This is a genomic window from Thermostichus sp. OS-CIW-29, assembly GCF_054058195.1.
In genome coordinates, this window is record NZ_JBSSAB010000005.1 from 21,994 (window position 1) to 38,723 (window position 16,730).

The 16,730-nt window shown below is 59.7% G+C and carries 18 protein-coding genes; 11 read left to right on the forward strand and 7 right to left on the reverse strand.

Annotation, left to right across the window (positions count from 1 at the left end):
- Nucleotides 1-63: 63 nt before the first annotated feature.
- Nucleotides 64-369: a hypothetical protein gene (locus ACVWZJ_RS02990; protein WP_457394514.1), complete on the reverse strand. Its 306-nt coding sequence runs from the start codon at nt 367-369 to the stop codon at nt 64-66.
- A gap of 265 nt (nt 370-634) precedes the next feature.
- On the opposite strand from ACVWZJ_RS02990, the gene lptB reads away from it, so the two are divergent.
- Complete coding sequence (lptB, locus tag ACVWZJ_RS02995) at nt 635-1,363, forward strand: LPS export ABC transporter ATP-binding protein (protein WP_011433949.1); 729 nt, start codon at nt 635-637, stop codon at nt 1,361-1,363.
- On the opposite strand, the gene ACVWZJ_RS03000 is transcribed toward lptB, so the two are convergent.
- Nucleotides 1,360-2,829 carry a pyruvate kinase gene (locus tag ACVWZJ_RS03000; RefSeq protein ID WP_457394517.1) on the reverse strand — a complete coding sequence of 490 codons (1,470 nt, stop codon included), beginning with the start codon at nt 2,827-2,829 and terminating at the stop codon, nt 1,360-1,362. The genes lptB and ACVWZJ_RS03000 overlap by 4 nt on opposite strands.
- A gap of 173 nt (nt 2,830-3,002) precedes the next feature.
- Between ACVWZJ_RS03000 and ACVWZJ_RS03005 the strand changes: the two genes are divergently transcribed.
- Both ACVWZJ_RS03005 and ACVWZJ_RS03010 read left to right on the forward strand, forming a co-directional pair.
- On the forward strand, nt 3,003-4,205 hold the full coding sequence (locus tag ACVWZJ_RS03005) for an LptF/LptG family permease (RefSeq protein WP_414523008.1): 1,203 nt from the start codon (nt 3,003-3,005) through the stop codon (nt 4,203-4,205).
- 72 nt (nt 4,206-4,277) lie between these two features.
- Nucleotides 4,278-4,430, forward strand: a complete 153-nt coding sequence (locus ACVWZJ_RS03010; RefSeq protein WP_414328994.1) for a hypothetical protein — start codon at nt 4,278-4,280, stop codon at nt 4,428-4,430.
- Between the two features lie 72 nt (nt 4,431-4,502).
- Here ACVWZJ_RS03010 and ACVWZJ_RS03015 read toward each other — a convergent pair whose 3' ends face one another.
- The 3 genes from ACVWZJ_RS03015 to upp form a co-directional block, all read right to left on the reverse strand.
- Nucleotides 4,503-5,210 (reverse strand): tetratricopeptide repeat protein, encoded by a 708-nt coding sequence (locus tag ACVWZJ_RS03015; protein WP_414328993.1) that lies wholly within the window; start codon nt 5,208-5,210, stop codon nt 4,503-4,505.
- A complete protein-coding gene (locus tag ACVWZJ_RS03020) occupies nt 5,197-6,081 on the reverse strand; it encodes a hypothetical protein (RefSeq protein WP_457394521.1) in 885 nt (294 codons plus the stop codon). The genes ACVWZJ_RS03015 and ACVWZJ_RS03020 overlap by 14 nt, the downstream gene beginning before the upstream one ends.
- A 275-nt stretch (nt 6,082-6,356) precedes the next feature.
- A complete protein-coding gene (gene upp, locus ACVWZJ_RS03025) occupies nt 6,357-7,046 on the reverse strand; it encodes a uracil phosphoribosyltransferase (RefSeq protein ID WP_011433955.1) in 690 nt (229 codons plus the stop codon).
- Nucleotides 7,047-7,617: 571 nt separating this feature from the next.
- Here upp and ACVWZJ_RS03030 point away from each other — a divergent pair.
- From ACVWZJ_RS03030 to ACVWZJ_RS03045, 4 genes are all read left to right on the forward strand, one after another.
- Complete coding sequence (locus ACVWZJ_RS03030; RefSeq protein ID WP_011433957.1) at nt 7,618-8,694, forward strand: ABC transporter substrate-binding protein; 1,077 nt, start codon at nt 7,618-7,620, stop codon at nt 8,692-8,694.
- Between the two features lie 536 nt (nt 8,695-9,230).
- A complete protein-coding gene (locus ACVWZJ_RS03035; protein WP_011433959.1) occupies nt 9,231-10,379 on the forward strand; it encodes an FAD-dependent oxidoreductase in 1,149 nt (382 codons plus the stop codon).
- Nucleotides 10,367-10,564, forward strand: coding sequence for a sulfur carrier protein ThiS (gene thiS, locus ACVWZJ_RS03040; RefSeq protein WP_011433960.1), 198 nt, complete (start codon nt 10,367-10,369; stop codon nt 10,562-10,564). Before ACVWZJ_RS03035 ends, thiS begins: the two co-directional genes overlap by 13 nt.
- Before the next feature lie 32 nt (nt 10,565-10,596).
- Nucleotides 10,597-11,424: a thiazole synthase gene (locus ACVWZJ_RS03045; protein WP_041436737.1), complete on the forward strand. Its 828-nt coding sequence runs from the start codon at nt 10,597-10,599 to the stop codon at nt 11,422-11,424.
- A gap of 22 nt (nt 11,425-11,446) precedes the next feature.
- On the opposite strand, the gene ACVWZJ_RS03050 is transcribed toward ACVWZJ_RS03045, so the two are convergent.
- Nucleotides 11,447-12,079, reverse strand: coding sequence for a class I SAM-dependent methyltransferase (locus tag ACVWZJ_RS03050; protein WP_011433962.1), 633 nt, complete (start codon nt 12,077-12,079; stop codon nt 11,447-11,449).
- Between the two features lie 176 nt (nt 12,080-12,255).
- Between ACVWZJ_RS03050 and ACVWZJ_RS03055 the strand changes: the two genes are divergently transcribed.
- The 3 genes from ACVWZJ_RS03055 to ACVWZJ_RS03065 all read left to right on the forward strand — a co-directional run bounded on the left by ACVWZJ_RS03055 (nt 12,256) and on the right by ACVWZJ_RS03065 (nt 14,514).
- Nucleotides 12,256-12,987, forward strand: coding sequence for a M50 family metallopeptidase (locus ACVWZJ_RS03055; RefSeq protein WP_041436739.1), 732 nt, complete (start codon nt 12,256-12,258; stop codon nt 12,985-12,987).
- Between the two features lie 131 nt (nt 12,988-13,118).
- Complete coding sequence (locus ACVWZJ_RS03060) at nt 13,119-13,259, forward strand: hypothetical protein (protein ID WP_011433964.1); 141 nt, start codon at nt 13,119-13,121, stop codon at nt 13,257-13,259.
- A 139-nt stretch (nt 13,260-13,398) separates the two neighbouring features.
- Nucleotides 13,399-14,514 carry a glycosyltransferase family 4 protein gene (locus tag ACVWZJ_RS03065; RefSeq protein ID WP_011433965.1) on the forward strand — a complete coding sequence of 372 codons (1,116 nt, stop codon included), beginning with the start codon at nt 13,399-13,401 and terminating at the stop codon, nt 14,512-14,514.
- Between the two features lie 95 nt (nt 14,515-14,609).
- On the opposite strand, the gene ACVWZJ_RS03070 is transcribed toward ACVWZJ_RS03065, so the two are convergent.
- A complete protein-coding gene (locus ACVWZJ_RS03070) occupies nt 14,610-15,593 on the reverse strand; it encodes an ABC transporter ATP-binding protein (protein WP_011433966.1) in 984 nt (327 codons plus the stop codon).
- 298 nt (nt 15,594-15,891) lie between these two features.
- Here ACVWZJ_RS03070 and ACVWZJ_RS03075 point away from each other — a divergent pair, with 298 nt between their 5' ends.
- Entirely contained in the window at nt 15,892-16,686 is a 795-nt protein-coding gene (locus tag ACVWZJ_RS03075; RefSeq protein ID WP_202943701.1) for a CDP-alcohol phosphatidyltransferase family protein, read from the forward strand.
- The last annotated feature ends 44 nt before the right edge of the window (nt 16,687-16,730 follow it).

Consider the following 16,730-nt stretch of genomic DNA (forward strand, 5'->3'; position numbering starts at 1 on the left):
TCCGCAGGTCTGTCTGGCCCACCTGATAGCAGGCTCTCTCAGGGCGGGATGACGTTTGGAGTCCTATCGTCCCGAAGCTGCCGGGCCGTTGCCAACACTGGGAAGGGGTGGATCTTTGAGCAGCGGCTGCACCCAATGCCAAGACAGTTGCCCCAACCCCACCAAAACCCCGAGTATTGCCGAGGAAGTCAGGACGCGATCCCAGCGGATTTCCCGCCAGTCGGCAGGGTTGGTGTTTGGCCTTCTTGGGTTGAGCTGGGATCCCTTCCCGGCAACAGGAAGCGGGCGATGGCGCAAAAAGTGCCCACAGCGACGACAGCGATAATCGGAGTTGGAGTTGAGCCAGTAGCAAGCTGGGCAGCGAAGCATGGGAAGGCCAGGGATCCCCTAGTGAAATGATCCCATTTTGAGGGGGGCGAGCAGTTGCCGTGAGCTATATGAGAACCCCATTAAGGATCCCTCCAGTTGGCTTGAGAGGGATCCACTTTGCCTACACTCCCCTGGATTGTGGGCGGGGTTTGGGGCATCTTTGAGGAAGTAGCCTGTGCGCTGCGGCAGCCGGGATCCCTGTCGGTTGGAGAGAATCAGCCCTACAGAATCAGTAAGCATTGATCAGCAGCCCTGTGCCGGCCCTATGCAGATCTACTTAGAAAACATCTGTAAGCGCTATGGCCGCCGTGAGGTGGTGAGCGACGTTAGCCTGAACATTCAGCAGGGGGAAATCGTGGGGCTCCTGGGCCCCAATGGGGCGGGGAAAACCACCACGTTCTACATTATGACCGGCCTGATCCAGCCCAACCGCGGCCATGTCTGGTTGGATGACCAAGACATCACCCACCTGCCCATGCATCGCCGGGCCCAATTGGGGATCGGCTACCTGGCCCAGGAGCCGAGTATTTTTCGTCGCCTCAGCATCCAAGACAACCTGCTGCTGATCATGGAGCAAACGGGGGTGCCTCGCCGCCTCTGGCAGCAGCGGCTCAACCAACTGCTGGAGGAGTTTCGCATCGCCCACGTGGCCCACAGCCTGGGCCTGCAGGTATCGGGGGGGGAGCGTCGCCGAGCGGAGATCGCCCGTGCCTTGGCCGCTGGGATCCACGGGCCGAAATTTCTGCTGCTGGATGAGCCCTTTGCGGGGGTGGATCCCATCGCGGTGGCGGATATTCAGGAGGTGGTGGCCAAGCTCAAGCAACGGGGCATCGGTGTTTTGATTACTGACCACAACGTGCGGGAGACGCTGGAGATCACCGACCGGGCCTATATCCTCAACGACGGGGCCATTTTGGCCAAGGGCACGGCGGCGGAGCTGGCGGCGGATCCCTTGGTGCGCAAGTATTACCTAGGAGAGAAGTTCCGCCTCTAGCGCCAAGAGTACAGAGCCCGCAGACGTTGGCTTTTCTTGTGCTGGTGGGTCTGCATCCGAGCCAGCAGCTCGTCCAGGAGGGCAACCGCCTCCAGCAGGTAGGGGCCCTTGTTGAGCATCACACATTCGGCGCGGGCAGACATCACCGCATCGGAAAGCTCAGGCCGCGAGGGCAAGCCCTCCTTGGTGAGCTGATCCAGCACCTGGGTAGCCCAGACCACCGGCACCTGGGCTGCCTCGCAGATCCACAGCAGTTCCTCCTGGATCTCGCCCAAGCGCAGCCAACCGATCTCCACGGCCAGATCGCCGCGGGCAATCATCACCCCCAGGGGCCGGCAGCCGGCAACGGTCGCGATCAAGGCCGGCAGGTTTTTCACCGCCCGCTGCGTTTCCATCTTGAGGATCAAGCCCAGATCGGGGCGAGCCTGCCGCCGCTCCAGCTCAGAAACCAGCAACTGCAAGTCCGCGGGCTGCTGGACGAAGGAATAGCCCACCAAGTCGGCATGCCGCACCACAAAGTCCAGGTCTTGGCAGTCTTTGTCGGTAAGGGAACGGATCTGGAGCTGACTGTCAGGAAAATTGAGGCCTTTTTCTGCTCGCAACTTCTTGCCCTGAGGGGCAACTTTGTCCACCTCCAGCACCACGCCTGCCGGCTCGATCCTTACCACGCGGGCGCCGATTTTGCCGTCGTCGATCCAAACGGTTGCCCCCACTTGCAGGTGCGCCAAAACCTCCGGCAGGCTGCAGGTCACCTGGCAGGAGATATCGGCGCTGGCCTCAGGAACCTTCGCGGTGAGCAGGATGCGATCCCCGCGGTACACCTTGGTTTTGCCGGGGGGCATGGCCACTGGGCCGGTGCGGATCTTGGGGCCAGCCAGGTCCAGCAAAATCTTGCAACGCCGTTGGGTCTGGGCTTCGGCCTGGCGCAAGTGGGCCACCATTTTCTCCCACACCGAGGGCTCGTCGTGGGCGCAGTTGATGCGGGCCACGTTCATGCCCCGCTCCAACAACTGCAGCAACAGCTCCGGCTGCTCGGCGGCTTCGCTGGGCAGGGTCACCATGATGCGCGCGCGGCGATGGGGAGAAGGAGGGCCAAACAGCGCCTCGGCGTGCTGCTCTAGTGCCGTATCCCCGGCGTAAAACTCTTCATAGCTGGGTGCCGTATGGGTCAAACCCTGGGTGGCTGCCAAAATAGCAATCACCGCATCCAGGCTCTCCAGAACCCGCGACTCACAGCGCCCCAGCGAGGACAGCCCCGCAGCCGCCAGCTCCAGTTGCAAGCTGCGCAGATCCTGTTGGCGCAGCGCCAGGTAGCGCGCCAGGTTGTGGATGGCCGCAGGAAGGCTCGTAAGGCAGCCCCAAGCGGCCAAGTATTTCTGGGATCCCTCTACAACCTGCTGCCGCAGCTCCAGGAGCCGCTCCAGCAAACTCCTAAGATTGCAGGAGGGGGAAGAGGAGGAAACCATGTCGAAAGTCTTCCCAAGACAAACCCGGCCCAATTCTATGCCTGAGCTTACTTGGGGTCGATCATAGGCGGGTTAGGTTGAGAAAGGAAGGCGATAGCCTTTCATTGCCCAGTGTTCCGGTCTAGAGTCGTTAACAGCCTTCGGCTGTCCTGCCTACTACTTCCTTGGGTTGCGTGAAACTTCATTCTCTCCCTCCTGCCCGTTCCCGCGAGCGGCCTGACCACAGGCTCTCCCTCGTTTGCGCGGTGGGCCTGATGGATCGCTATGTCCTCTCGGAGATGCTGCTGCCGTTTCTCTTTGGGGTGGGAGCTTTCACAACCTTGGTGATGGCGGTGGGATCCCTGTTCGAGCTGGTGCGCCTGGTGGTGGAGGCAGGGTTATCGATTTCAGCAGCCTTGCAGGTGTTCGTGCTGCGGGCGCCGGGGATCATCGTTTTGACGTTCCCGATGTCCATGTTGCTGGCGACGTTGCTGGCCTATGGGCGCTTGTCTGCCGACAACGAGATCACGGCCTTGCGCGGATGCGGGGTGAGCCTTTACCGCCTCATGGTGCCTGCCCTCGTCCTCAGCTTGCTGGTGACGACGTTAACGTTTCTGTTCAATGAGCTGGTGGTGCCGGTGAGCAATCGCCAAGCGGCCACGACTTTGAATCGAGCTTTAAATCGGGATCCGGACTTCCGGCGGGAGAATATCCTCTACCAAGAATTTGGCGAGATCCTCATGCCTGAGCCGGACGGCACCTTTTCCCGGCGACAAGGGCTAACCCGTCAGTTCTACGCCCGCAGCTTCGATGGAAAGCAAATGCGCGGCATTATCGTCCTGGATTTTTCCAACGAGGCGCTCAACCAAATTCTGCTGGCCCAGCGGGGGCGCTGGGATCCCCAAGAGAATCTTTGGGTGTTTGAGGATGGCACCAACTACATCGTTTCTCCGGATGGCACCTACAGCAACATTGCCACCTTCAGCCGGCAGGAGTTGCGTCTGCCTCGCGCGCCGCTGGAGCTGGCTCAGGAGATTCGCAGCCCTGAGGAAATGAACATTCGGGAGCTGAAGCATTACATCGAGGTGATCGCCAGCTCTGGCGATCTGCAACGGGTGCGTCGTCTACAGGTCAGCCTCAACCAAAAGTATGCCATTCCTTTCGCGTGTCTGGCGTTTACCCTGATTGGGGTGCCTTTGGGGCTGCGCCCGCAGCGCACCGGTTCCTCTTTGGGGTTGGGCATCAGTGTGCTGATTATCTTTGCCTTCTATGTGCTGCTGTTCATCACCCAGGCGCTGGGACAAATTGGGACGCTGGGGCCAGCAATGGCGGCTTGGTTGCCCAACTTGATCTGTGCCGCCGTAGGGCTGGGGTTGCTTTACCGAGCCAATCAGTAGCTGCTGGGCACCGTTTCTCCAGATGTAGGATAAAACTGCCCAATGGATTCTCGTATTCTGGAGAGCTCCCCCATGGAAGTTCAAGCTTGGATGAATTGGATGTTTGGCGGATTAGCCCTGCTGATCTTGGGGGGAGGCATGCTGATGATGTTCACCACGGTGTTCACCACCAAAGGGCCCCAGCCCGAGGATTCTCAGTCGGATCCCCAAAAGGGGCGAGCCTAGCCCAAGGCCCGGTGACGGGATCCCTGGCAGCCGGCCCCATGCCTTAAGAAATAGTTAAAACTAGAGGGGGCTCTAGTCCCGCTCCCGTTGACGTAGCCGCTGCAGAGTCGAGAGAGGTTTTGTCTCCTCTGGCGGTTTTTGCTCAGCTGCGGTGGGCAGGGCGGCTGTTTCTGTTTTCTGAGGTTCGAGCAAAAGCTTGGCGGCTTCTGACTCAACGGCTGGAGGGCGAGCCGGGTTCTCCCCTTGTTGGCCGGGCAAGGGAACAGACTCCAGAGTGGCCAGCAGAGCTTGAATATGGCTGTGGGTTTCGGGATGGTTGCTGGCGGCATGGGCCAAGAGGGTGAGCTGCTCTTTGGCAGCGACCAGGTTCCCCAGCTTGAGATCCACCAAGGCCAGTTGATAGCGAGCCTTAAAGCCACTGGGATCCACCTCCACCGAGCGCTGAAAGGCGGCGCGGGCCTCCGCCAGCTTGCCTTGACGGGCATAGATCAAGCCGAGGTTGAAAGGCACGTCGGGATCCCGTTCGCTGGGCAGCACCAAGGTTTTTTCTTCCAGTTCAATTGCGCTCCGGTAGGCGTTGATGGCCAAGGTATGGAAGCCCATCTGCAGATAGCGAGCTCCGTCTTCCTTCAGTTGGGCGACCGTCGGCTCCCCTGTCAGTAGGGTCATGGGCGGTTGCGCGTGGGCAGGCATGGCCACCGCCAAGCTCAGCAGGCACCCCACCGTTTTCAGGCCTAAGGGTACAGCCTGACGACCAATCTGCTGCCTATTCATCACCATGATCTGTTTCCTCCAACCACATCAACACCACTTCATTCCACCCCTCTGGGCCGGGGAGCTGAGCCAATTGCCATTGGGGCAGGGCCTCACTCCAGAGACTATCCGCAATGGGGCTGGGAAGCACCACTTTTTGTTCCGACCATCGCAAAAAGGCCACATCTGGCGGGGAACACCCAATGCCCAAAGCTTTGATAGGGCCCAGATGCCGTTGGTAGCAATCCAGCAGCCGCTGCACCGCCTGTTCCCCCGGTAACCAATTGGGTTCTGCGGCCATCGTTGGCCGTATCCATCCGGTCAGATACCATTGCGGCAGGCTGGAGAAGTGGAGCTGACGCACCCGCAGCAGATGTTGGGTGAGGTTGGCCTCTTGTTGGGCAAAAGCTTCCCGTAGGGTTTCGGGATCCCCGGAATAGCTGAAAATCTCACTGTACTCTCGCTGCTGCGCCCGCTCTGCCTCTTCCAAAGGGATCCCAGTGGCAGCGGCCAGTTCAGAGGCAGTCCAATCCCCAAACCCGATCAAGTCCAAGTGGAAATCTTGACGCACCTGTTGCAGGATGCTGCGCAGGCGAGAATAGGGCAGACCCAAAGCATACACGTAGTAGGGCGGTCGGTGTTGCCACTGCTCGTCTAGGATGCCCGCCGGGAAGTAATGCTCGGGAACGTAAACGGCAGAGCCATCCTCACAGATGAACGGATGCTCCAGGCGCAACTGCCGCCGCACATGTTCCAGTTGAGCGCGGGTGCGCAGGCTGTAGAGCACCAAGGGAATGGAGCGGCGCTCTAGGGCAGCCAAGGCTTGTCGGGCAGCACCATAGCTGTTGAACTCTAGATCCAGCAAGCTGCCATCTAAACTGGTAAGGACAAGTCGCATAGGTGCAGGAAAGGGAAAGGCGCTGGCCCCGTCAAAATTTCAAGCAGCGCGACCGGGATCCCTGAAGCGGCCAACATTACCCATGATCCAATAGCTTGACCAATCTGAGGGGGGTTAGCCTCAAATGCTCTCCCTCAAAGCATCTGGGTGAATGGGCAATCCGTGCGCCAGAAGTGGTAAAAGCTCGATTGAGCACTACAGAATGCGTGTGTCGCCGAAGATCTTGGCTCAAAAACCAGCAGCAGAGAAGACAGACAGATTGAGTGGGTCAGTGGCTAGTTTTCTGTGCCAAAGGCACGATCCCCTGCATCCCCCAGCCCGGGCAAAATGAACCCTCGATCGTTCAGCCGCTCGTCAATCATGGCGCAGAAGATTTGCACCATCGGGTAGTGGGATCCCAACCGCTGTAACCCTGGGGGCGCTGCCAATGCGCTGACAATTCTAACCAAGCTGGGATCCGCCCCCCGTTTTTTTAGCTCATCCAAAACCCAGAGCAGCGTGCCCCCGGTGGCCAACATCGGCTCGGGAATGAGAATGCGCATCTGTTCAGGGATCCGCTCTGGAAGGCGATTGAGGTAGCAACTGGCCTGCAGCGTTTCCTCATCCCGCACCATGCCAATGTGAAAGATCCGCGCCTGGGGCAAAAGGGCCTGACAGCCTTCCAGCATCGCCAAGCCAGCCCGCAATACAGGCACAATGCCCAGCAGGGTATCCGGCGCGATGACCTCTGCGGCAACGGGTTCCAAAGGGGTTTGCACCTGAACGGTTTGGGTGGGGATCCACTCCCGCATCGCCTCATAGGTTAGCCAGCGGCCCAGCTCCGACATGGCCGTGCGAAACAGGGGCATGGGCGTCTCCGCATCCCGAGCCACGGTTAGCCAGTGCTTAATGAGCGGGTGAGGGGGGACATAGACACGAAGCTGCTGACTTGCCACGGGAGAATGCCTCAATCTGGGCGGTAGCATAGCGGGTTGCCTTAGCAGAAAGCAAGCTCTAGAAAGCAAGCTCTCCAATTGGCCGCAACTCCATCCCGACCGGGGATAAATTGCCAACAGCTCCGGCAAATGCTCAAGGGGTGGGGCTCTTTGACCCAGCAAGATTGCGGCAGAATGAGATCTGCAGGCTACTTCGAGCGCCGGTCATGTTCGGTGGCTACAGGTTTGGGATAGACCAGGGCAAGGCTGGTTTCGGGTTTTGTTCCTCTTGCCATTTGCGAACTGAGGTGCTGGCCCCAGGGCAGCTTGGCCTCCCGCCGATGGAACCCAATGCCGGCGGATCTCGTCTGCAAGTACCGGTAGCCGGAGATACCGCTCTGTCCAAGGGTTTCTGGCTTAATGGGGTGTCGCAAGTTACAGCCTGTTCACAAATTAAGGGATACAAAACTTAAGGGATACAAAACATCGTGTTTCTGAGGCTTGACTCCGATGAGGTTTAGAACAAGTAGGTTTACAACCGTATCCGTAGCCCCTCAATAGGCTGTACCTGCATCTTTGGCCCCCTCACACCTTGCAAGGATTAGCTTAGGGAGAATGGATTATGGCTTCGTCTCAACCCTCTGACTCGAACACCAAGGCTCTGAGCCGCCGTCAGCTTCTCAAAGTGGGGGCCGCAGCCCTTGGGGGCGGTCTGTTGGCGGCAGGGGGTGCCCAAGCTCAGCGCAAACCCTCTCCCACCCTGATCGTGGCTCAGGGATCCGGCCTGGATCGCGTTTCCTATGCTACCAACTGGTATGCTCAGGCGGAACATGGGGGCTTCTATCAGGCGGTGGCGACCGGCATCTACCGCGAGCATGGCCTGGATGTGACCATCAAGATGGGTGGCCCTGGCATCAACATCACCCAAGTTTTGGCCGGTGGAGCTGCCGAGTTTGCCATGGGGGGAAGCACAGGGGTGATCAATGCTGTGCGAGAAGGGATCCCCTTGGTGTGCGTGGCGGCCATTTTTCAAAAAGACCCGCAGATCATCATGACCCACCCCGGCACCCAGCGCTTTGAAGAGCTCAAGGGCCGGCCCATTTTCGTCTCGAAAGGGGGGCTTGCCACCTACTGGCCCTACCTAAAGGCCCGCTTTGGCTTCACCGACGATCAGGTTCGTCCCTACAACTTCAACCCCGGCCCCTTTTTGGCGGATCCCAGCTCAGCTCAGCAAGGCTATCTGACATCCGAGCCTTTTGCCATCCAACGGGAAGGGGGATTTGAGCCGGTGGTCTTCCTCCTGGCGGATTTGGGCTACAAACCCTATGCCACCACCATCGAAACCCGTCGCCAACTGGTGGAAACCAAGCCCGACTTGGTGGAGCGATTCGTGGATGCCTCTATCAAAGGCTGGTACAGCTTCTTGGAGGATCCCCGTCCGGCCTATCGCTTGATCAAGCAGGACAACCCGGAGATGACCGATGCCCAGTTGGCCTACAGCTTCGAGAAATTGCAGGAGTACGGCATCATCTTGTCCGGCGATGCGTTGGAAAAAGGCATTGGCGCCATGACCGACAAACGCTGGCAAGACTTCTTCGACAGCATGACGGTGGCCGGCGTATTTGAGCCAACCATCAACTACCGGGCTGCCTATACGCTGGACTTCGTCAATAAAGGCACTGCCTACTACACTGCCTGACGGACTTCCACCCTTGGCGCTTCTCAGCCCAAGGGATCCCCCCTCGCCCCCAGCCCCTCTTCCACCAAGGGAGAGGGGAACTATAGTCATTTCAAACTAGATTGAGACACCCCCTAAACGCTCCGCGCCACTGCCCTCACCCCCATTCCTTCTCTCAGGGGGAGAAGGGGGCTAGAGGGAAATGTTTCATTCCGGTTTAATTGAGAATGCCAGAACACTGCGTGATCACCTCCCCCAACATCGCCAGCAACACCGGCACCCCCAGACGGATCCCGGAGACCAACAGCGAGATCAAACAAAAAGCTCCAAGTGAAAAGGCGTTCCAGCGAAGCTTGGCCCAGCACTCCATCAACAAATGCAGGCACAGGTGGGAGCAGATTCATCGCCGAGCTGGAAAGCCTATCATGGGATCCAGTATGGAATCCATCGTGCCAGTGGTGCGGGGCACTTTAACCCTTCCACCCTCCTCTTCTCTGACAAATCCGGCAGCCAGCCTGACGGGCCCATCCGCTGCTGCGTCAGCAGTAGGGATCACTTTGCCTTGGGCAGCGCAGCGGGATCCCATCCTTGTCCTCGGGGCTGGGCTGATGGGGCGTTTGTTGGCCGCCAGCCTTGTCGAGGTTGGGCATCCCGTCCGCATTGTGGAGGCGGCTCCTGCTGCTGCTGTTGAGAGCAGCGCTGCCCATTTTGCCGCTGCTATGCTAGCTCCTTTGGCCGAGTCCGCCGTCGCCGAAGCCAGTGTGGTGGCCCAGGGGTACTATGCCCTCTCCCGCTGGCCCGCCCTTCTGGCCAGCCTGCCAGAGCCGGTTTTCTTTCAGCAGGAGGGCACTTTGATCCTCTGGCACCGCCAAGATGCCGGGGAAGCCAGACGTTTCTCGTCCCTGCTGGCCGCTGTGGTGGAGCGCCTTCCCGCTCTCCCTAAGCCCCAGCCTCTGGATGCTCAGGCTCTGGCCGAGCTGGAGCCATCGGTAGCCGGGCGATTTGCGCAGGGCCTGTATCTTCCCCAGGAGGGCCAACTGGACAACCGCCAACTGCTGGCTGCTTTGCTGGCCAAATTGCGCCAGCACGGGGTGGAGGTGGAGTGGGGCCGCCCCTGGGATCTGGAGCAGGCGCGAGCTTGGCAGGAGCAAACCGGCGGGTGGGTTTTGGACTGCCGCGGCCTGGGATCCCGAAAAGAATGGGGCGGACAGGCACCGCTGCGGGGAGTTAGGGGCGAAGTGGTACGTCTGTATGCCCCGGAAGTATCTTTGCGGCGCCCGACCCGGCTGTTGCACCCCCGCTACCCGATCTACATCGCTCCCAAGCCGGGGCACCTGTTTGTGGTGGGAGCTACCGAAATCGAATCTGAAGATCGCTCGCCGGTGAGTGTCCGCTCGGCTCTGGAGCTGCTCAGCGCCGCCTACGCCGTGCATCCTGCCTTTGCCGAAGCGCGTATCCTGGAGTTAGGCAGCCAATGTCGCCCCACCTTGGCAGATCATCTCCCCGCAGTGGTGGAGCGCTCCCCGCGGCTGTTGCAGATCAACGGCCTCTACCGCCATGGTTTCCTCATCTCCCCCGCCATTCACGATGCCGTTTTGGAGTACCTCCACCACGGCAGTTGCCGCTTGGCGCAGCAGCTTGGGATCCCCTTTCAGGTGCAGGCTGCCCCTCTTGCCGGTGAGTCCCTGTCGCCATGCGTGTCTTGATCAACCAAAAGCCTTACGATTTGCCGGAAGGCACCACTTTGGCCGAGGCAGTGGCTCAGGTGGGGGCCAGCGGCCCTTTTGCGGTAGCGGTTAATCTGAAGTTTGTGCCGCGTGCCCAATACGAGCAAACCCGTCTGCAAGAAGGCGACCAGGTGGAGATCGTCACTCCGGTTGCCGGCGGCTAGCGCTCAAGTCCGCTTTTCTATCTGCCTCAGCCATGTCCACCCTTCTCCATTGCTCTCCCTCAACTCTGGCCGATGAGGATCCTTTGGTTCTCTACGGCCAACCGTTACCCAGCCGTCTGATGTTGGGTACGGCTCGCTACCCTTCGCCGGCCATTTTGGAGCAGGCGGTGGCGCGCGCGCAGCCCTGTTTGTTGACGGTTTCTCTGCGGCGGCAAGGGGCACTGGGGCCAGAAACTTCCCAGAGGTTCTGGGCTCTGTTGCAGAAGATGGGGATCCCAGTTCTGCCCAACACCGCCGGCTGCCACAGCGTGCAGGAGGTGATCACAACGGCGGAGATGGCGCGGGAGGTGTTCGGCACCGACTGGATCAAGCTGGAGTTGATTGGGGATGACTACACGCTGCAGCCGGATCCCGTGCAACTGCCCACTGCTGCTGCTGAGCTGGTCCGGCGCGGCTTTAAGGTGCTGCCCTATAGCACCGACGACCTGGTGCTCTGCCAGCGGCTTTTGGATGCTGGCTGTGAGGTGGTGATGCCCTGGGCGGCCCCCATCGGCACCGGCAAAGGCCCTCTCAACCCCTACAACTTGCGCCTGCTGCGGGAGCGGATCGAGGCGCCGCTGATCGTGGATGCCGGCTTGGGCCTGCCCTCCCATGCCTGCCAGGTGATGGAGTGGGGCTTCGACGGGGTGCTGCTAAACACGGCGGTGGCCTTGGCCCGGGATCCGGTGGCCATGGCCGAGGCCTTTGCAGAAGCGGTGCGCTCAGGCCGCCGAGCCTACCTGGCCGGGGCCATGATCCCTCAGGAAACAGCTCAGCCCAGTACGCCTGTCCTCGGCACTCCCTTTTGGCACCAGGGCTGACTGCCGCTCTCAGGGGTGCAGCTCAGGCGGCAGGCTTTCGCGCCTGGATAACCTGCAGAGCTCCCCCAGCGTGGAGGGTCTGCCGGATGGATTGCCACCCCTGCTGCTGCAAATGCTCGGGCAAGTCCAGCTTGAGTAGCTCCCAGGCGGTCTCGGTTTCAAACAGGGCCAAAAAGAGGGCCAGCCCAGGCCAGATCAAGGGTTGTCGAGGCGCGTGCAGATCCAGAATCAAGAGTCCTCCCCCCGGCTTGAGCACCCGCCACACTTCCCGCAGCACCTGCTCCAAATCTGCGAAGGACAATTCGTGCAGGGCTAAGCTGGTATGCACCCAATCAAAGCTGGCATTGGGAAAGGGCATATCCTGGGCAAAGGCTTCCACAAATTCCACCTTGGGGAGGCGTTTGCGGGCCGCTGCCAGGGCTCTTGGTGAAGCATCCAACCCAATAACCTGCTGGCTCAGCTCCGCCAACAGTGGGGTCACTTCAGCCGGGCCACAGCAGAGATCCAACACCCGCTCCTGGGGATGAATCTGGATCCCTTGCATGGGCAATCTCCGCAACCGCTCGTATCCCCCCACCGCCAGAGCAGCCCCGCGGCTGATGCTGCGGTAAAGCCAGGGAAAGCGGTAGCTCCAGTCGCGCAGGAAGGTGGCCACAGACAGGGATCCCTCAGAGTCTTTTTCAGCCTACCTGACCTACATCCATTGCAAACTGGTTTGAGACATATGTTTTTCTGGATTTTCTCGGGGTTGGCTTGGAACTCTCCTCTGCCGGCAGTCGTCTAAGAAGACGAGGCGTTTTAGGCTTTTTTCTGTCTACCCACTGCTGCTCTATGACTCAGTTTGAGCTGCCTCCCTCCCCTTCCGAGAAACCTGGCCGGCACAGCTTGGTTTGGTTGGTGGCTGCTGCAGGTCTGACGGTCTTGCTCTGGCAGCTCCCCTGGGGCAACTATATCCTCTACCCCTTTACGATTCTGGCCACCTGGTTTCATGAGATGGGCCACGGCTTGACGGCAGTGCTGTTGGGTGGGGAGTTTCATCGTCTGGAGATCTATCCCGACGGCTCGGGGCTGGCCATTCACAGTGGCGAGCTGTTTTTGGGACGGGTGGGGCAAGCTTTGGTGGCCGCTGCTGGGCCGATGGGGCCGCCGCTGGCTGGGGCCCTGTTCATCCTTGCCTCCCGCCGCCACAGCACAACTCGGTTGGGGCTGGTACTTCTGGGATCCCTGCTGTTGCTATCGACGCTGCTCTGGGTTCGCTCTCCCTTTGGCCTCCTGTTCCTCTTGGGTATGGGTTTGGGGATCCTGGCGGTAGCTCGCTGGGCCTCCCCCTGGCTGCGGGGCTTCGCTGCACAATTTTTGGGGGTGCAGGCCTGTGTGAGCACCTACCACCAGCTTGACTACTTATTTACGGCCTCTGCCGTGATCAATGGTCAGGTGATCCACTCCGATTCCAGCCAGATTGCCCAAAACTTGTTCTTGCCCTACTGGTTTTGGGGAGGGGTGATGGCGGTCTCTTCTTTGGTGCTGCTGATAACCAGCTTGCAGCTGACGTTCCGGGACTAGCCGGCAGGGGGCAAAGCCGCAATTTTGGCAGTGGTTCGTGTTATGTAAAAATCCGTCCTCTATCCCTGCCAAGTCGAGAAAACCGCCGCTACAGTAATGGGCAAGAGGAGTGAGGAGTTGAGGAGTGGAGCATGTGGCGGGATGTTATTGGGCTGGCCCTGGCGGCGACCCTACTGTTGATCAGCAAAACCGCCGCAGATACGCTTGGCCAAAGCCAGGTGCAGACTTTCACCGAACCTGAGCCAACGCCCCATTCTTTTCCGGTGGAGTGAGGTACTCAAGTCTGCTGACGGAAGTCGTAGCGGCGTTGTCGTTTTGTGCAACACTCATTCTAGAGTCTTTAAGGGCTCCGTCCGAGTAGCGCGGTCGCAGCAGCGTTGCGGAGCAATAACAGTAGGCTTGGGATCCCTGATGCGCATAGCCCTGTTTACGGAGACGTTTCTGCCCAAGGTGGATGGCATCGTTACCCGCCTCTGCCACACGGTGCGTCACCTAACCGCTCGAGGCAACTCGGTGCTCATCGTCGCGCCCCGGGGAGCCCCCCGGCGGTTTGCACGGGCACGGGTCTACGGGATCCCGGGGATGCCGCTGCCTCTGTATCCAGAGTTGAAGCTGGCTGCCCCCGGCCCGGCCATCGGCAAGTTGCTCAGCCGTTTCCGACCGGATGTGATCCACGTGGTGAACCCGGCAGTTTTGGGATTGGGGGGCCTCTACTACAGCCAGACGATGGGGATCCCGCTGGTGGCCTCCTACCATACCCATCTGCCGAAGTATCTGCAGCATTATGGGCTGGGCTTTCTGGAGGGGGTTTTGTGGAATCTCCTGAAGCTGGGGCACAATTTGGCGCGGGTCAATCTTTGCACCTCGACGGCCATGATGCAGGAGCTGAGCGCCCACGGCATTGAGCGGGTGCAGCTGTGGCAGCGAGGAGTGGATACGGAGTTGTTTCATCCCCAGGCGGCCAGTTCAGAAATGCGGGCTCGGCTCACCGCAGGGCAACCGGAACGGCCTCTTTTGCTCTATGTGGGGCGGCTTTCGGCTGAGAAGGAAGTAGGGCGGATCCGGGTGTTGCTAGAGCGGATCCCACAGGCGCGCCTAGCTATTGTGGGGGATGGGCCAGAGCGGGGATCCCTGGAGCAACATTTTGCCGGCCACGATGTGGTGTTTACGGGCTACCTACAGGGAGAGTCTCTGGCAGCGGCCTTTGCTTCGGCGGATTTGTTCGTGTTCCCCTCCCGCACCGAGACCTTGGGGCTGGTTCTGTTGGAAGCCATGGCTGCCGGTTGTCCGGTGATCGCCCCCCGCTGCGGCGGCATTACCGATGTGGTGGACAGTGGGCGCAATGGCTTTCTGTTCGATCCCAATTCGGATAGCGACTTTGTCCAGGTTACCCAGCAACTCCTGAGCAGCGTCGGGCAGCGACAGCTCTTCCGACAGCAAGCCCGCCAAGAGGCAGAACGCTGGAGCTGGTCGGCAGCCACCCAACAGTTGGAAGGCTACTACCGGGCTGTTATTGCCGCCGATTAGCGGTGCGGAGCACAGAGTCCCCTACTGGGAAATACTCAGGGCAGAACTCCGTCCTGCTCTCGGGGTTCTCCATAGCACCAGTGCGAACGGCCAGCCTAGGCAGAGACCGGATGATCCCCTTCAATGGCCCGCACTTGCTCCACAAAGAATTCTTCTAGGGATTGCCGTTGCCAATGCAAGTCGGTGACCAGTGCCCCCGCTTGGTTCAAAAGGGCCAGCAACTCCGGTAGGGATCCACTCCATTCCCCCGACCAATGGGATCCCTGAATCGAGAAGTGCTCTAGGCGGTCGCGGAACTGTTCGACGGCGCCACCGTGCCCCTGTACCCGATAGCTTTTGCTCTCTCCCAGCAAGTCATCCAAAGTTCCCTGATGCACCAATTTGCCGCCGATGATCAGGCCGACTCGGTTGCAGATAACTTCCACATCCGCCAGGATATGGCTGTTGAAAAACACCGTTTTGCCCTGCTGCTTGAGGGACAGAATGATCTCGCGCATTTGATAGCGGCCCATGGGATCCAGTCCCGACATCGGCTCATCCAGAAAAACCAGCTCTGGGTCGTTGATCAGCGCTTGGGCCATGCCAGTGCGCTGCAGCATGCCCTTGGAGTAGGTGCGCAGTTGTTTTTTGCGGGCCGTATCTATAGAAAGCCCCACCAGCTCCAGCAGTTGCGGGATCCGCTCCTTCAACAGGCTATTGGGCAGACCAAACACCTTGCCGGCAAACTGGAGAAACTCCCATGCCGTCAAGTAATCGTAAAAATAGGGGTTCTCCGGCAAATATCCCACCTGTTGCTTGATGGAGCGATCCCCCAGGGGTTTGCCCAGCAAAGTGCCGCTGCCGCGGGTGGGCTCCACAATGCCCAGTAGGCATTTGATGGTGGTGGTTTTCCCGGCCCCGTTGGGCCCCAGCAGCCCAAAGGTTTCTCCGCGGGCCACAGTCAGAGAAAAATCTTTGAGGGGGCTGACCACCTTGTTCAGCCAAAATCCTGTGCGATAGGTTTTGGTCAGGCCGGTGATGGCAATGACCGGCTCTGGTGCCGCGAACGCTTCTGCTGGGGAAGTGGGGGTCTCGCTCATGGACTCGCTCGTAGGTATGTTGGAGTTGAGGGAGAAAAAGGTGCCGCGAACACCGAGTTAAGGAGCACACAGTCCGCCAGGCGATAGGCTACCCAGCCTAACCTTTAGTTTACCCACAGGCTTTGTCCCAGCCTAGGCTTGCCGCAGCACTTCCGGTAGAGGAAAGGGGCCAGAGCAAACATACTCCGCGTAGGTATCCGCTTCATTCGCAACAGCGGTGCGGTTCCTTTGCCGTAGGCACAGCACTTTGCTCTGACCTCCCTTCAGTAGCATTCTCATCATCTGGGATGATTCTGGGATGATGATTTCCATCGCGTTGGCGGTGCGGAGCAAGAAAATTGAATCCAGAGGTTTTGTGCCTCTGGCCTCTGGGATCCCAGCCGGTGGTGATCATCGGCAACAGCGTTGCAGAGCAATAAGAAAGGAGTGTTTCTTGCTGGATAAGGTGCTTAGGCAGTGGAAGGAGCGGCTGTTGGCTCCAGTGCTGCAAACCCCTCTCCAACAGGTGCATCCCCTAGCCATTACCCTGTCAGGGTTTGCCATGGGCCTGGCCTCTGGGACAGCGGCAGCTTACGGGGCCTACGGGTGGGGGCTGGGCCTGTGGTTGCTGAACCGGTTTATGGACGGGCTGGACGGCACGTTGGCTCGTCTGCAGGGACGGCAAAGCGATCTGGGGGGCTACCTGGATATGCTGCTGGACGTGGTGGTCTACGCAGTCGTTCCCCTGGGGCTGGCCTTTCACCAGGGATCCCTGCTGGGCTATGCTTCTCTGGCTCTGATGCTGGCCAGCTTTTACATCAACCTTTGCTCCTGGATGTATTTGGCAGGGCTGTTGGAAAAACGGCGTTCGCGACAGCGTTGCGGGTCAATGAGGACAGATGGTTCCGGCGGGGCGGGATCCCTGGATGAACTGACCAGCTTAAGTATGCCGTCGGGGCTTATCGAGGGCAGCGAAACCATCTTTTTCTACGGCTTGTTTTTCCTTTTCCCGGAGTACATGGTGGGCTTGTTTGGGCTGATGGCGATTCTGGTGCTCTTGAGTGCTGTGCAGCGGTTGGTTTGGGCGCTGGGATCGCTTTCTGCTCCAAGGTGAGTTCGGAAGGAGTCTGTCCCTATGGCTCCGTCCAGCTGACGCGA

Bases quoted from the DNA above. Each gene is read 5' to 3' on its own strand.
- ACVWZJ_RS02990 (WP_457394514.1), bottom strand. From the start codon at position 369: ATGCTTCGCTGCCCAGCTTGCTACTGGCTCAACTCCAACTCCGATTAT.
- ACVWZJ_RS03065 (WP_011433965.1), top strand. From the start codon at position 13,399: ATGCGCATAGCCCTGTTTACGGAGACGTTTCTGCCCAAGGTGGATGGC.
- ACVWZJ_RS03070 (WP_011433966.1), bottom strand. From the start codon at position 15,593: ATGAGCGAGACCCCCACTTCCCCAGCAGAAGCGTTCGCGGCACCAGAG.
- ACVWZJ_RS03075 (WP_202943701.1), top strand. From the start codon at position 15,892: ATGATGATTTCCATCGCGTTGGCGGTGCGGAGCAAGAAAATTGAATCC.
- ACVWZJ_RS03030 (WP_011433957.1), top strand. From the start codon at position 7,618: ATGGCTTCGTCTCAACCCTCTGACTCGAACACCAAGGCTCTGAGCCGC.
- ACVWZJ_RS03055 (WP_041436739.1), top strand. From the start codon at position 12,256: ATGACTCAGTTTGAGCTGCCTCCCTCCCCTTCCGAGAAACCTGGCCGG.
- ACVWZJ_RS03020 (WP_457394521.1), bottom strand. From the start codon at position 6,081: ATGCGACTTGTCCTTACCAGTTTAGATGGCAGCTTGCTGGATCTAGAG.
- ACVWZJ_RS03010 (WP_414328994.1), top strand. From the start codon at position 4,278: ATGGAAGTTCAAGCTTGGATGAATTGGATGTTTGGCGGATTAGCCCTG.
- ACVWZJ_RS03060 (WP_011433964.1), top strand. From the start codon at position 13,119: ATGTGGCGGGATGTTATTGGGCTGGCCCTGGCGGCGACCCTACTGTTG.
- thiS (WP_011433960.1), top strand. From the start codon at position 10,367: ATGCGTGTCTTGATCAACCAAAAGCCTTACGATTTGCCGGAAGGCACC.
- lptB (WP_011433949.1), top strand. From the start codon at position 635: ATGCAGATCTACTTAGAAAACATCTGTAAGCGCTATGGCCGCCGTGAG.
- ACVWZJ_RS03000 (WP_457394517.1), bottom strand. From the start codon at position 2,829: ATGGTTTCCTCCTCTTCCCCCTCCTGCAATCTTAGGAGTTTGCTGGAG.
- ACVWZJ_RS03015 (WP_414328993.1), bottom strand. From the start codon at position 5,210: ATGGTGATGAATAGGCAGCAGATTGGTCGTCAGGCTGTACCCTTAGGC.
- upp (WP_011433955.1), bottom strand. From the start codon at position 7,046: ATGCTACCGCCCAGATTGAGGCATTCTCCCGTGGCAAGTCAGCAGCTT.
- ACVWZJ_RS03045 (WP_041436737.1), top strand. From the start codon at position 10,597: ATGTCCACCCTTCTCCATTGCTCTCCCTCAACTCTGGCCGATGAGGAT.